Origin of the sequence: Glutamicibacter arilaitensis Re117 (assembly GCF_000197735.1) — a bacterium.
Classification (GTDB): Bacteria; Actinomycetota; Actinomycetes; order Actinomycetales; family Micrococcaceae; genus Glutamicibacter; species Glutamicibacter arilaitensis.
On the sequence record NC_014550.1, the window covers coordinates 2973230 to 2988075 of the forward strand.

9 protein-coding genes are annotated in these 14846 nt (G+C 54.7%); 3 read left to right on the forward strand and 6 right to left on the reverse strand.

The features are described 5' to 3' along the window. The first annotated feature begins 284 nt into the window (after window positions 1–284). A complete protein-coding gene (mgrA, locus tag AARI_RS14235) occupies window positions 285–1346 on the forward strand; it encodes an L-glyceraldehyde 3-phosphate reductase (protein ID WP_013349982.1) in 1062 nt (353 codons plus the stop codon). Between the two features lie 272 nt (window positions 1347–1618). Continuing rightward, window positions 1619–3001 carry an NAD-dependent succinate-semialdehyde dehydrogenase gene (locus AARI_RS14240; RefSeq protein WP_013349983.1) on the forward strand — a complete coding sequence of 461 codons (1383 nt, stop codon included), beginning with the start codon at window positions 1619–1621 and terminating at the stop codon, window positions 2999–3001. A gap of 101 nt (window positions 3002–3102) precedes the next feature. Here the strand turns inward: AARI_RS14240 and AARI_RS14245 are convergent, their stop codons facing one another. The 3 genes from AARI_RS14245 to AARI_RS19855 all read right to left on the reverse strand — a co-directional run bounded on the left by AARI_RS14245 (window position 3103) and on the right by AARI_RS19855 (window position 9793). Continuing rightward, window positions 3103–4176, reverse strand: coding sequence for an HTTM domain-containing protein (locus AARI_RS14245; protein WP_041648986.1), 1074 nt, complete (start codon window positions 4174–4176; stop codon window positions 3103–3105). Then, a complete protein-coding gene (locus AARI_RS14250) occupies window positions 4167–4922 on the reverse strand; it encodes a DUF5819 family protein (protein ID WP_041648988.1) in 756 nt (251 codons plus the stop codon). The genes AARI_RS14245 and AARI_RS14250 overlap by 10 nt, the downstream gene beginning before the upstream one ends. A gap of 116 nt (window positions 4923–5038) precedes the next feature. Then, the gene (locus AARI_RS19855) at window positions 5039–9793 is read right to left on the reverse strand and encodes a choice-of-anchor G family protein (protein ID WP_013349986.1); all 4755 of its coding nucleotides are present in this window, start codon (window positions 9791–9793) and stop codon (window positions 5039–5041) included. 419 nt (window positions 9794–10212) lie between these two features. Here AARI_RS19855 and AARI_RS14260 point away from each other — a divergent pair, with 419 nt between their 5' ends. After that, window positions 10213–10878, forward strand: coding sequence for a response regulator transcription factor (locus AARI_RS14260; RefSeq protein WP_013349987.1), 666 nt, complete (start codon window positions 10213–10215; stop codon window positions 10876–10878). Between the two features lie 17 nt (window positions 10879–10895). On the opposite strand, the gene AARI_RS14265 is transcribed toward AARI_RS14260, so the two are convergent. The 3 genes from AARI_RS14265 to AARI_RS14275 form a co-directional block, all read right to left on the reverse strand. After that, entirely contained in the window at window positions 10896–11435 is a 540-nt protein-coding gene (locus AARI_RS14265) for an SH3 domain-containing protein (protein ID WP_146041039.1), read from the reverse strand. A gap of 274 nt (window positions 11436–11709) precedes the next feature. Further along, window positions 11710–12210, reverse strand: coding sequence for a ferritin (locus tag AARI_RS14270; protein ID WP_013349989.1), 501 nt, complete (start codon window positions 12208–12210; stop codon window positions 11710–11712). A gap of 145 nt (window positions 12211–12355) precedes the next feature. After that, complete coding sequence (locus AARI_RS14275; RefSeq protein ID WP_041648994.1) at window positions 12356–14800, reverse strand: Tex family protein; 2445 nt, start codon at window positions 14798–14800, stop codon at window positions 12356–12358. Window positions 14801–14846: the final 46 nt, after the last annotated feature.

Sequence of the window (14846 nt, forward strand, 5' to 3'; positions counted from 1 at the left end):
AGAGAGAACACACGTGGTATTCAGCTACCTTCAAGATTCAGCTCCTAGTGTGGTTAATACCTTCTCAAGGTGCGAGTGATCTAGATGAACCGATCCGCACAGGCGTTACCTCCTTGGCCTGGCGGGTCGGTTCCTCATTTAACACTTCTTTCTGCAGCCCGGTTACGCATTGAGCGGATTCATCGCATGGCTCTGTAAAACACTAAGTAATCTGACATATTCTGGTAACGAAGATCTCATATCCTCCACCGTCGCCAGCATATGCGCTGGCAGAAAGGTGCCTCGTGGAATACGAACGCCTCCCTTCCATCTCGGAACTGCACCGCCCATACACTGCTGCCGCGGACCGTTATGAGCACTACGGCTACCGCCGCGTTGGCGATTCGGGCCTGCGCCTTCCCCCACTTTCCTTGGGACTTTGGTGGAACTTCGGTGACAACCGTCCATTCGACACCCAGCGCGAGATCCTGCGCCACGCTTTCGACAACGGCATCAACCACTTCGATTTGGCCAACAACTATGGCCCACCAGCAGGTTCCGCCGAAGAGAACTTTGGCCGCATGATGGCCAAGGATTTCAAGCCCTACCGCAACGAGCTGGTCATCTCTTCCAAAGCCGGCTACGACATGTGGCCTGGTCCGCACGGAACCTTCGGTTCGCGCAAGTACCTGCTTGCCTCATGCGAAGCATCGCTGCAGAAGATGAATCTGGACTACGTGGACATCTTCTATTCGCACCGCTTTGATCCAAAGACGCCCCTGGAAGAAACCATCGGCGCACTGGATACACTGGTTCGCCAGGGCAAGGCCACCTACGTAGGCATTTCCTCCTACTCCGCTGAGCGCACGGCAGAAGCTGTGGCAATTGCCAAGGACTTGGGAACTCCGCTGGTTATCCACCAGCCGTCGTACAACATCCTGAATCCATGGGTTGAGCACGGACTCTTGCAGACCCTGCAGGAAGAACGCATGGGCGCCATCGCCTTCACCCCATTGGCTCAGGGCCTGTTGACCGACAAGTACTTGGAGACCACGGATGTGGTTCGCCAGGGCGGACGCCGTTCGCTCGAAGCCCAGCTCACCGAAGAGAACCTGACCAAGGTTCGCCGCCTGAACGAAGTTGCGCAGAAGCGCGGCCAGTCGCTGGCCCAGATGGCCCTGGCCTGGCTGCTGCGTGATGGCGCGGCGACCTCGGTGCTGATTGGCGCCTCGTCGACCAAGCAGCTTGATGAGAACTTGGGCGCACTGGAGAACGTTGATTTCACCGAAGCTGAATTGGCTGAAATCGCCAAGATTGCCCAGGGCGATGCCGGCATCGATTGGTGGCGCGCTTCCGCTATCGGCTAGCAACCCACTAATCACACCCGAATTTGGCGTGCATTGAAGTCACGGTTTGCCAAGGATATCTTGGCAAACCGTGACTTTTTCTTTCCCTTCGGTCAGCATCCAGATTTTCAGCCCAATGCCTGCTGTTCTGTGGTGGCTCAAAATGGTTTCTCCAGATAGGCTCAAAGTAGACGAAATATGAAGTGAATTACATTCATTTATTGCGTGAAGTTCGATAGCGTAAGCGCATAGGGCTTACGCCAACCACTTTGGTACCTACGACAGGAGCATTGATGAGCGCCCCAACCTACAAGGTCTTGAACCCGGCTACCGGTGAAGTTGTTGAAGAATTCAACGCGGCAACCGATGACCAAGTTCAACAGGCACTGACCGCAGCGCAAAGCGCCTACGAGTCATGGCAGGACGTTGATATCACCGAGCGTGCCAAGATTGTTTCCAAGGTCGGCGCACTCTTCGCTGAACGTGCAGCGGAACTGGGCAAGATCATGACCACGGAAATGGGCAAGCCATTGTCTGAAGCCGTGGGCGAGGCAGAATTTTGCCAGGAAATCTTTGAATACTTCGCTACCGAAGGCCCGACCTTGGCCGCAGACCAGGAAATCAAGTCCTTCTCCGGTGGCAAAGCCATCGTGCAGAAGCGTCCAGTTGGCCCGCTGCTGGGCATCATGCCGTGGAACTTCCCGCTGTACCAGGTAGCCCGTTTCGCAGCGCCTAACCTGATGCTGGGCAACACCATCATCTTGAAGCATGCAGAATCCTGCCCGCGTTCGGCACTGGCCATCCAAGAAATCATGGATGAAGCCGGCGTCCCGGCAGGTGTCTACAACAACCTGTTCGCTACCCACGACCAGATCTCCACCATCATCGCCGACTCCCGCGTCCAGGGCGTCTCGCTGACCGGCTCGGAGCGCGCTGGCGCAATCATCGGCGAGCAGGCCGGACGCAACCTGAAGAAGGCAGTACTGGAGCTGGGCGGCTCGGATCCTTTCGTTGTGCTGGACTCCGATGATGTCTCGGGCATTGTGGATACCGCCTGGGGCTACCGCATCGATAACACCGGCCAGGCATGCAACTCGAACAAACGCATGATTGTCATGGACGACATCTACGACGAGTTCGTTTCCGAACTGACCAAGCGCGCCGAAGGCCTGAAGCCAGGGGACCCAATGGAAGAAGCCGAGGGAACCTTCGCTCCGCTTTCCTCGCGCCAGGCTGCAGAAGCGCTGCACGAGCAGGTTCAGGATGCGGTCGCCAAGGGCGCTACCCTGCATGCAGGCGGCGTGCTGCATGATGGCCCTTCGGCCTACTACTCCCCTGCTGTGCTCACCGGGATCACCAAGGACATGCGCGCCTACTACGAAGAGCTCTTCGGTCCGGTAGCCGTCGTCTACAAGGTATCCAGCGACGAAGAAGCAACCGAGCTGGCCAATGACACCATCTACGGCCTTGGCGGATCGGTGCACTCCACCGATGTTGAGCGCGCATCCAAGGTGGCACAGAAGCTGCAGTCCGGCATGACCAACGTCAACGCAGCCAGCGCCGAAGGAGCAGAGATGCCATTCGGTGGCGTCAAGCGCTCAGGCTTCGGCCGAGAACTTGGACCACTGGGCATGGACGAGTTCGTGAACAAGCGTCTGTTCTACGTAGGCGAGTAATCCGCCTAGATCCGCAACAGCGACGCAAAGTACCAGCTACATAATTTTAGGGGCGAACCAAAACGGTTCGCCCCTAAATTTATGCTCAAGAGCCTCTTCGGCTAAGCGTTGGAAGAGACTTTTTCGGCTGATTTCTCGTTGATTTCGATCTTTTCAGAAATCTTCAGCGACGGCTTCTTCGTACGGAACCGGTCGTTCCACACCCCGTACAGCCAGCGCTGAATCGTCAGCCAGGTCGCGCTAGACACCAGCACCGCGTCTGCGGAAGCCATAATGCCTGAGAAGAAAGGGAGGCCCATAACAACTGCGATGCCGATATGCATTCCAAGAATAGTAACCAACGCAATTCTCCGGCTGATCTTATGGAACAGCATGAATGGGAATGCAATTTGAGCAACAACAGTCACGTAGGTAGTCAAAGCAACGATCCACGAATTCGTGGTAATTAAATCGCTAAGCCAAGGGAAGACACCGTACGCCTCGGAACTAACCGGATAGTACATTGCCGTACCGTTTTGCCAGAGTTTGCCTTGAACCTTGTACAGTCCTGCTTCAAGATAGACCATGCAAAGTTGGGCTACAACCAGGCACAGCGCAAGGTTGTGCAGGACCGTAACTGCTTCGATTTCCTTTTTCGTTTTCCCTGCGCGTCTACGTAGCCAAGAATCCACAGACCAGTGCTTAGACAAGTCAGCAAAAATCAAATAGATCAGCATGATACGGATGAAGTAGTTTCCACCGTCGGAAACTGGCGTATTTTGTGCGTTGATCGCCGTATAAAAAATGAAGAAGAGCGGAGTGACAAATCGAGTTTGCCAACCAACCACAAATACGATTGCCAATACGATAGCCATCACGTACCAGAAGACGAAGAACCCGAGCCCCGCATCTCGCAGAATGTCCAAAGGCCATTTGTAGCCAAGCACAGAACGATAGGGTTCAAGGTACTCAGAACCCGGCCCCCAGATCTTGGTAGCGACAGGTATGTTGGCGATCAACCAACCCAGAATAAAAAGTCCCGACGCCATGCGCATGACTGCAAGACCGTATGGCGCATGCCGGTTCGCGGTAAACCATCTGTAGACCCAGGTCAATGCATTGGGGAAGAAAGCGCGATTCTTAGAGATCCATCCGCCGATCGAAGGAGCACTGCTCGTTTGATGTTTCAGCTCCATACCAACACCGCCGCTTGGCTAAATTCCTTGGTATCTCGCCATCCGATGTAGGTTTCGCGAGTTTTCGTTGTTGAGTTCTCGTCGTTTCGCTGAGCGAACGGAACAATCGGTTCGCGTCGAAGCTTAATTTCGACCATTGATGCTCCGCCCCACTGTTCTATGGCGTAAAGCGATGCGAATCCGACGGCTGTATCTTCCATGCGTTTATAGGCTCTTAGATTACTCAATGCTGTTGCAGAATATTTCTCGCGAGCCTCATCTGAATTCAGGTCCACGCCGAAGACCGGTGTTCCCTGAATAAACGGTCTAGCGATTTGCGATCGAGAATCCGCGGTCAAATTCGATGCAGCGCTCCACAGCCGTCCGTGAATAGACTTAGACTGTTTTGATTCACGATTGGCAAACATATTGCCGGCACGGCTTTCCATTTCCTCGGCCGTAACATCGCGCCACTCAGAAAATTTAGCGCCATGCTTGCTGCCTTTGGCACAAATTTCCGCGCTGGAGAGACATGCACGCATTGTGAAGTATTCATCCTGCGAATACGGCCCAGGTGCAAAAAGACTCCAGCCTTGGTCCAGCGGTCCAAGAAAATACTTGTTCAATTCTGGCTGTAATGATGACTTGATGGGTGTTGAAGGACCGGTAAACGCCAATGTGGCACCGACGTGCCCCAAGGCGGCCACACCCGCAATTAAAAGCACCAGCACTGTAAACAGCTTGGGCTTAGTTTTCTGTTGCCTCATCAAGCTATTGTCTCCAAATTCTTCGACACCCGTGAATTGTTGTAAAGACTACTAGAAAGCGAAATGGGAGGGGCATCGTTTAAATGCCCCTCCTATTTCAAATTACTGCAATTCGACTATGCTGAACGCTTTCGCGCGAGCACAGTCACACCGGCTCCGAGCAGTACAAGTGCCAGCGCACCTGCACTAATCCAGAGAGCTCCACTAGAACCGGTATCTGCCAGGCGATCCTTCTTGGAATCGTCCTTCTGGGTTCCCTTGGAGTCATCGGACTTTGAGTCCGAGTTATCCGAGGTGTTCGCATCAGCGTTATCCGCAGTGTTCGCATCGGTGTTCGCATCAGCGTTATCCGCAGTGTTCACATCCGTGTTCACATCCGTGTTCGCGTCCGTGTTCGCATCAGCGTTATCCGCAGTGTTCGCGTCCGTGTTCGCATCAGCGTTATCCGCAGTGTTCACATCCGTGTTCACATCCGTGTTCGCGTCCGTGTTCGCATCAGCGTTATCCGCAGTGTTCGCGTCCGTGTTCGCGTCAGCGTTATCCGCAGTGTTCACATCCGTGTTCGCATCGGTGTTCGCATCGGTGTTCGCATCAGCGTTATCCGCAGTGTTCACATCCGTGTTCGCATCGGTGTTCGCATCAGCGTTATCCGCAGTGTTCACATCCGTGTTATCTGCCGTGTTCACATCCGTCGAATCGTCAGCCACAACGGTGAAGGTTGTGAACCCGTATGCGTCGCTTTCAGCATCAGTTGCAACGATCAAGTAGCTACCAAGTGCCAAATCAGTCGAGTCGACCTCGAAGCTAATGTCGCCCTTGTCGTCAGCGGTAACGGTTTCAGGCATGGCAGCAGCAGCGATCTTGGCTACGTCCGAGCTGGTGTCGCCCAGCTGGCTCTGCTCGACCTTGACTTCACCATTTGCGGTGAACTCTTTACCGGTTACGATTCCCGATTCACCCTTGACCAAACGATTAGGAGTGATATCGATGTGAACTTCGTTCTCAGCGGCATCGTCCGGAGTTACCTGGAAGTACTCAGTGTAAGTCTTTCCGGTTTCTTCGTCCGTCACTTCAACGGTGTAGATACCCTCTGGCAAGCCACCGGTATCGTACTTGTACTCGAATCGACCATCTTCATCAACGATGACATCGCCCTCATGTACTGGGGTTTCTTCACCATTTGAGTTTCGGATGATTACCTTGACGTTGCCTTCCGGAGTGAACTTGTCACCAATCACGGTAACTTCGTCGCCTTCCGTAACGGAATCAGGCACAACGCTGACGATCGGGTGCTCAGTGTTGTCCGCAGTGTTGTCGCCAGTGTTCTCAGCCGAATTATCCGCCGTGTTGGCATCGGTGTTCGCATCAGCGTTATCCGCAGTGTTCACATCGGTGTTCGCGTCAGTATTCGCATCCGTGTTGGCATCGGTGTTCGCATCAGCGTTATCCGCAGTGTTCACATCGGTGTTCACATCCGTGTTGGCATCGGTGTTCGCATCAGCGTTATCCGCAGTGTTCACATCGGTGTTCGCATCCGTGTTGGCATCGGTGTTCACATCCGTGTTGGCATCGGTGTTCGCATCAGCGTTATCCGCAGTGTTCACATCGGTGTTCGCGTCAGTATTCGCATCCGTGTTGGCATCGGTGTTCACATCCGTGTTGGCATCGGTGTTCGCATCAGCGTTATCCGCAGTGTTCACATCGGTGTTCGCGTCAGTATTCGCATCCGTGTTGGCATCGGTGTTCGCATCAGCGTTTTCCGCAGTGTTCACATCGGTGTTCGCGTCAGTATTCGCATCCGTGTTGGCATCGGTGTTCGCATCAGCGTTATCCGCAGTGTTCACATCGGTGTTCGCGTCAGTATTCGCATCCGTGTTGGCATCGGTGTTCGCATCAGCGTTATCCGCAGTGTTCACATCGGTGTTCGCGTCAGTGTTCGCATCCGTGTTGGCATCGGTGTTCGCATCAGCGTTATCCGCAGTGTTCACATCGGTGTTCACATCGGTGTTCACATCCGTGTTGGCATCGGTGTTCGCATCAGCGTTATCCGCAGTGTTCACATCGGTGTTCGCATCCGTGTTGGCATCGGTGTTCGCATCAGTGTTATCATCAGTGTTCACATCAGTGTTCGCATCAGTGTTATCATCAGTGTTCACATCAGTGTTCGCATCAGTGTTCGCATCAGTGTTGGCATCAGTGTTCGCATCAGTGTTCTCATCAGTGTTCACATCAGTGTTCACATCAGTGTTCGCATCAGTGTTCGCATCAGTGTTCGCATCAGTGTTCGCATCAGTGTTCTCATCAGTGTTCACATCAGTGTTCGCATCAGTGTTCGCATCAGTGTTGGCATCAGTGTTCGCATCAGTGTTATCATCAGTGTTCACATCAGTGTTCGCATCAGTGTTCGCATCAGTGTTGGCATCAGTGTTCGCATCAGTGTTATCATCAGTGTTCACATCAGTGTTCGCATCAGTGTTCGCATCCGTGTTGGCATCGGTGTTCGCATCAGTGTTATCATCAGTGTTCACATCGGTGTTCGCATCAGTGTTCGCATCCGTGTTGGCATCGGTGTTCGCATCAGTGTTATCATCAGTGTTCACATCGGTGTTCGCATCAGTGTTCGCATCCGTGTTGGCATCGGTGTTCGCATCAGCGTTATCATCAGTGTTCACATCGGTGTTCGCATCCGTGTTGGCATCGGTGTTCGCATCAGCGTTATCCGCAGTGTTCACATCGGTGTTCGCATCAGTGTTGGCATCGGTGTTCGCATCAGCGTTATCCGCAGTGTTCACATCGGTGTTCGCATCGGTGTTCGCATCAGCGTTATCCGCAGTGTTCACATCGGTGTTCACATCCGTGTTGGCATCGGTGTTCGCATCAGCGTTATCCGCAGTGTTCACATCGGTGTTCGCGTCAGTATTCGCATCCGTGTTGGCATCGGTGTTCGCATCAGCGTTATCCGCAGTGTTCACATCGGTGTTCGCTTCGGTGTTCGCGTCAGTGTTCTCCGCCGTATTATCCGCGGTGTTCTCATTAGTATTGGAAACCACAATGCTGAACGAAACTTCGTCCGTGGACGCATCGTCGTCGTCTCCGTCAGTCGCTACTGCAGTCTTTTCACCGGGAGTCACACCTTCAAAGTCGACGGTCCAAGTTCCGTCTTCGTCAACGATATCTTCCCGGGTCAAATCATCTAGCGTTACGGTGATGGTCTTGCCTGGTTCAGCAGTACCTTCGACTGTAACGACTTCGCCTTCCGGAATCTGTGCACCAGTTTCCGGGGAAGTGATGATGACTGATGCTTCATCCGCAGCTCGTACCTCGGAACGTGCAAACGAGATCTTGTTTGCACTATGACCCATTGCAGGCAGCAGCGTCACCGAAAGCGCAGCAACGTAGTCGCCAGCCTCCGTGGATTCCGTGTCAGTTATCGGATCGTAGATTGCAGTGGATCCCTGCTCATTGACGGTGATCTCAACGATCTCGTTCAGAACCCCTTCTACTACTGGTTCCAGAGGCTCCGTTACGTCCTCGACGATTCCAGTGATCGTGCCGGCAAGACCGTTAATCATAGGGTTGATCGCCGTGCCAACTGCACCCCCAACGATTCCAGTTACGCCTTCAAGCAGTGGAGTTACAACGGCGCCGAGATCCAGACCCAGAACATCCAGGTCAACGACAGTGGTTGGGTCTGTTTCGACCAGGCCCAAGAAGCTTGCAACACTGCCAGTGATATCAGCAGTGCCGTCGACTAGTCCGAGATTGACACCAAGATTTACTACGATGTCGATTTCGTCCAAGGCCGCAACCAGAGTATCGCGCAGATCGGTAATCAGGTTCGACAACGCCAAGGTAATTTCATCGGCGATTTCTTGGACAGCGGTGGGGCTCAGAACTTCATAGTTCGGCGTCTTGCCATTTAGTCCGCCCGTGGTGATTTGCGCAAGATCGACGGTAACATCTCCCGATCCCAGATCAATGGAAACGAGCCCCGTATTAGTGGTGATAACACCAGTTAGGACGTCGTTCTTCACCTGGTCGAGAGCTGCTGCCAACCCTTCGAGACCAACGCTGGCTTCCGTCACACCTAAAGTTCCCAAGAGTCCCAATGGGATCGAGAGGGCCTCAAGCTGCGAGACAATAGTACCCAGCGCGCCGTCAACTGAGAGAGTGGTATTCAGGGTGTCGCCGAGACCATCAACAACGGATCCAAGGGAGCCGGTCAACCCTTCGACTGCAGGGCTGCTAACGGTGGCAGAGGCGCCTGCGACTAGGTATTGCCTGTCCAAGGTGCCGTCGGTCTTGTCAGCGGTTGAGCCCAACGCGCCGATCTCCAGCGATGCTTCGTCGATAATCTGGTCGGTCAATCCGTCTACACCGAGTTGACCAAGCAATCGGGTCAAGTCGACGTTCGCAGTCATATCGTCCGAGCTAATGTCGTCGAGACCGATTGCACCGTCGGAGCTAACTGCGCCTGCTCCTGCCTTCGCGCTAGTAGTACTCGGGGCCTCGGCGTATGAGCTAACAAGACCTGCTTCGCCCAAGGTCAAAAGTCCGTCACCATTGCCATTGATCAATGGCATTGTGCTTAGTCCGGTACCCAGGTCAAGGGTCAGACCGCTTAAAACTTCAACGTTTAGCGAATCATGAACTGGGCCCGGCGAGCTTGGATTACCGGCGTAGGCAAAACCAGCGTCAGCAACAGGAATATCTAGCAAGTTCACGTCCAGCACGCGGCCCAATGCTTCAGAGCCATCAGCAGGTGCCGCGTATGCGGCAGTTACGGTAGGAGCCACGAAAAGACTGGCAACGACTGCACCGGCAAGAACTCGGCGTGCGGCACGCGGTTTCTTGCCATTCTTAGGTGACAAATTATTTGCTTGCACCACTATCCTCCAAAAGATGGTTGTGATCAGGAAACTCGTAAAAGCCCACGTTTGACTCTACGGTTAATGAACCCTGACTCACAGGTTTCTTTCAGCCATTTCTTTGCATACTCAGGTCAAATTTCTTAGCCACACGGTCAGAATCGATGGCCAGCAGGTAATACTGAGCAGTAATTTAACTTCTTGCCATTAGAGAAAATAACGCACTTACAACGGCTGACCTGAAATTTACCCAAACAGTGATGTAACAATATGACAACAACCTCGCGGTGCTAACTGTCAAGTCAAGAAATTGGGCCAGATGGCCATAGACTGGTGTTTCACCTGCTACCGCACGTCGCGACTGGATGCGGTGCGACGGCTTGGCCAGGACAACAGTGGTTTTAAGGACTGAGGATTCTTGTATGTCGCACATCCGTATTCATCTGGCCGATAGTGATCATTTTTCACGGGCCGGGATTGCTGGCGTCTTGGCTGAGGCCAATGACATGGTGATCGAGCACGTTTCGGATTGCATGTCCGAGGCTGTTCAAGCGGCGATCGATTTGAAGCCGGACATCGTCATCCTGGAATCATCGCTGAACGGAACAGACCTGCTCAGTTCGATCAGAGAAATCACCGAAAAGACGCCAACTACCAAGATCGTTGTACTGGCTACCCGATACCGGAGAGACGAGATTTCCCAAGCGTACGATGCTGGCACCTCTGGGCTGATATCGAAAAGCTCCATCAGCTCAGAACTGCCCAGCGCTTTGCGGATGCTCACCGCCGGTTATCAGCTTTTCGCGCAACCCGAAGACGGCTGGGAGCCGACAGCACGCATTGTCCGGCGGTCCACTCAGCAAACTGCCGTACGCAAGCTCAGCGAACGCGATCGCAGCCTTGCGCGCTTGGTCGCGGCAGGCCTGACCAATTCGCAGATCGCGCGCATCGCACACATTTCCGAAGGATCAGTGAAGCTCCACTTGGCACGCATCATGGAGGAACTGGACGTGACCAATAGAGTGCAGCTTGCGGTCATTGCTACAGAATCCGGATTAGTTTCTTCAGCAGATCTGCAGATCGCCTAGCGGTAACGTCCGGCTCGTTAATACACTGTCCGCAGTTGGCTGGCAGGGATCCACATTTCCTCGCCGTCACGGTCGATCCGCCGCCACGCGCCCTGACGGGCCACAATGACAACCGCCGTATCCGCCGGGAGAATACGCACCAGCGAATAATGATCCCCTGGACCGCGACGCGCGTTCAGACCAATAGTGGTCAGCGCACGCTGATTAGGAACCGCAATCAATCCGCCCTTTGCTGGACGCGATGGAACCTGCTGCAAGTACATGCTTGGAACCCAACCCAGCAACTTGCCGCACTGAACCTGGGACCACAGTCCCTGCTGAAGCATTGAACGAACCTTGGAACCCTGGTCAATGACCTTGAGCACCGGGTAACCAGTTCCGCTGCCTTTGCGAAGATTCAACGTTGCCGTTGTCACGTGGGTGGCTTCAATCAATGAATAACGAGAAAGAACTGGCTCGGCCAACTCATCCTCGTCCTCGGAAATTACAGGCTCGTCAAAGACCGCCGGAATCGCCTCAAGATAGACGTTAGGCAGCCAACCGTACGTTTGGTGCACGAGTACATGCGCCCACGAACCCTTGACCTCGATCAATACAAGCTCGGTGCCCTGATCTAAATGACTCTGTACAACGTAGTGCCGGCCGGCACCTTTGCGTAGCTTGAGTGAGGCAGTCGTCCGGTGGGTATTGGTAACGGACGACGTCCGAGCCGACTGATGTGGAAAGCCCACCTGGTTCACAACCACCTCAAATGAAAAAACTTAGGGAAGCAACCAGCGGTTGCTTCCCTAAGTTTATTCCATTTTTAGAAGATGCGTACTTCGTGCCTTCTTAGGAAGCGGAAGAACGCGAGCCGAGCTCTGCGTCCAACCGCAGAAGGCCACTGCCATCGTTGCCGATCATCCTGACGCGGTCCAAGATTTCACCAACGGTGGCCTCTTCTTCAACCTGCTCGTCGATGAACCAGTGCAGCAGTGGAATCGAATCGATGTCGCCTTCGGTCTGTGCCAGTCGGTACAGCTCGCGAATCGCTTCGGAGACCTTCTGCTCATGGGCCAAGGAGGCTGCGAAGGCGTCTGCAACGCTCTTCACGTTCAAGGTAGGTGCTGGTTGCTCGCCAATCTTCGGGTGGGCCGAGCGGTCGGTCATGTGGGTCATGAACTTTTCCGCGTGCACGATTTCCTCGCCGGCCTGGGCGCGGAACCAGCCAGCAATGCCTGGAAGGCTCAATACCTCCATTTCAACTGCCAGCTGACGGTAAACCGTTGCTGCGGTTAGTTCGAGAGTTACTTGTGTGCTGAAGGCTTCTGCCAGTTTTCCTGTAAGTTCCATGTCATCAGACTAAACCTGTTTTGCCACCTTGTCACCGAAGTTCGCACTCACTTAGTCAAACCTGAATTAGGGAATCATCCCAAGTTGGGATCGAGTTAATGTAGCCGATACTAACCTAACTTAGGCATGCCGATACGATGCTAACCTACTTGCCCAGTCCTGCTCTACGCAGCGCCTCGGCCATCGCGGTGTTGCCCGGTGCAGCCGGTTTGCCCTGCGCGGGCTGGGCCTTGCGGTTCTGCCCAGTGCGGTTCTGCCCAGTGCGCTTCTGGCCCGAGCGCGCCGAACGGCCAGCTCCCGGTCCCTTGCGTTCGCCTGGTCCGGAGTTCCTGGCCTCCGCGCCAGCAGCAGGCAGTTCGTCATCCAGTCGCAGAGTCAGCGAAATACGCTTGCGCACGGTGTCCACTTCCAGCACCTTAACCTTCACGATCTGCCCGGAGCTGACCATTTCGCGCGGATCCGAAATGAACTTGTTGCTCATCGCAGAGACATGGATCAAGCCATCTTGGTGGACACCCAAGTCCACGAACGCACCGAAGGCGGCAACGTTGGAAACGGTGCCTTCCATGATCATCCCCGGCATAACGTCCTTGATGGTCTCTACACCCTCCTTCAAGGTGGCCGTAACAAACTCACCACGAGGGTCGCGAGCAGGACGGCGCAATTCAGCAATCACGTCACGAATGGTCGGTTCGCCGAACTGCTCGGTGACGAACTCCTGCAAATTCAGCTCTTCAAGTCGGCGGCCCTGTGCTTCGGCACTGGACTGCAAGGTTTTGGCCAAAGCATAGGCTTCGGGGTGGACCGAGGACGCATCGAGTTTTTCCTTGCCACCAGTAATGCGCAAGAATCCAGCACACTGTTCAAAAGCTTTCGCGCCCAAACGCGGAACCTTCAACAAATCCTTACGGGTAGCGAAAGGACCGTTGGCGTTGCGGTGATCCACGATGTTGCGGCTGAGCAGCGGTCCCACACCGGCCACGCGAGCCAGCAAGGCTGGCGAAGCGGTATTGACGTCAACGCCTACGGCATTCACGCAGTCTTCAACCACGGCATCCAGTGCACGATCCAGCTTCGAAGCGGTGACATCATGCTGGTACTGGCCTACGCCAATGGACTTCGGATCAATCTTCACCAGCTCAGCCAGCGGATCTTGCAAGCGGCGAGCAATCGATACTGCGCCACGCAACGACACATCCATGTCCGGCAGTTCTTGGCTGGCCAGTTCAGAGGCAGAGTAGACCGAGGCGCCAGCTTCGGAGACGATGACTCGGTCAACGCCCGCGCCGCCGAGCTCCTTGATGACTTCTGCCGCCAGCCGGTCCGTTTCACGTCCGGCGGTGCCGTTGCCGACAGCGATCAGCGAGGTGCCGTGCTTCTTTGCCAGTTTGATGAGCACAGCCAGGGATTCATTCCACTTATTGGCGGGAGCATGCGGATAGATCGTTGCCGTTTCTACCGACTTGCCGGTCAGGTCGACCACGGCAACCTTGACCCCTGTGCGCAGGCCTGGGTCCAAACCCAGTACTGCCTTGTTTCCAGCCGGTGCGGCCAGCAGGACATCGCGAAGATTTGCCGCGAAAATTTTCACCGATTCATCTTCAGCCGCTTCAAACAAGCGTGAGCGAAGGTCGGATTCGAATCGGGTGAGCAGGCGGGCCTTCCACGCCAAACGCACGGTCTGCGAAATCCACTTCGCAGCTGGTGCACCGGTTGGAACATTCAGTCCCAGCGAAGAAGCAATCGCGTTCTCATACCCACTGCGTGCTTCATCCAAAGCCGCCTCATCGCGTGGATCGGCTTCAGCCAGCTGCAGGTTCAGCACGCCTTCGCGTTCGCCGCGCAACAATGCCAGCACGCGGTGGGATGGAAGCCGGTCAAGATCCGCCACGTAGTCCAGGTAGTCCGAGTACTTGCCTTGCCCTTCTGCGGTGGCACCTGACGCGGCGCTCGCACCAATCTTGCCGGTATTCCACAGACGTTCACGCAGTTCGCCAGCAAGGACGACATCCTGTGAAACACGCTCGGTCACGATGGAGCGCGCACCCGAAAGCACGTCTTGGTCCGTGGAGAATCCTGCCTCTGCATTCAGGTAGTCGGCAGCTGCCTGCACCGGGTCCGTCATTGGGTCCGAGAGCAGCAGATCAGCTAGTGGTTCCAGTCCTGCTTCGCGGGCAATCTGGGCCTTGGTGCGACGCTTGGATTTGAACGGCAGGTAGAGGTCTTCAAGTTCAGCCTTGGTGCTGGCCTGTGCAATAGCTTCGGCAAGCTGGTCGGTGAGCTTGCCGGCTTCAGCGATGGCTTCCAGAACTGTTGCGCGGCGCTCCTCCAGCTCACGCAGGTAGCGCAGGCGCTCTTCGAGCAGGCGCAGCTGACTATCGCTGAGCATGCCGGTAACTTCTTTTCGATACCTGGCAATGAAAGGAACGGTCGAGCCAGAGTCCAAAAGCTCAATGGCTGCCGTAATCTGCCAGGTTGCTACCTTGGATTCAACGGAGAGTTCTTGGGCCAATTGAGCGATGATTCGCTGCTTGGTGGCACTGTCATTTGCGGTGTTCTTCTGCTCGCTAGTCACCGATCCATTGTGCATCACCGCCTGCAATCTTCAGATGATCGACTCGGTTGGCATTCAGCAG

What these genes read in the sequence shown, in the direction of transcription:
- AARI_RS14240 (WP_013349983.1), top strand. Translation starts at nt 1,619, where the DNA reads ATGAGCGCCCCAACCTACAAGGTCTTGAACCCGGCTACCGGTGAAGTT.
- AARI_RS14245 (WP_041648986.1), bottom strand. Translation starts at nt 4,176, where the DNA reads ATGGAGCTGAAACATCAAACGAGCAGTGCTCCTTCGATCGGCGGATGG.
- AARI_RS14250 (WP_041648988.1), bottom strand. Translation starts at nt 4,922, where the DNA reads ATGAGGCAACAGAAAACTAAGCCCAAGCTGTTTACAGTGCTGGTGCTT.
- AARI_RS14260 (WP_013349987.1), top strand. Translation starts at nt 10,213, where the DNA reads ATGTCGCACATCCGTATTCATCTGGCCGATAGTGATCATTTTTCACGG.
- AARI_RS14270 (WP_013349989.1), bottom strand. Translation starts at nt 12,210, where the DNA reads ATGGAACTTACAGGAAAACTGGCAGAAGCCTTCAGCACACAAGTAACT.
- AARI_RS14275 (WP_041648994.1), bottom strand. Translation starts at nt 14,800, where the DNA reads ATGCACAATGGATCGGTGACTAGCGAGCAGAAGAACACCGCAAATGAC.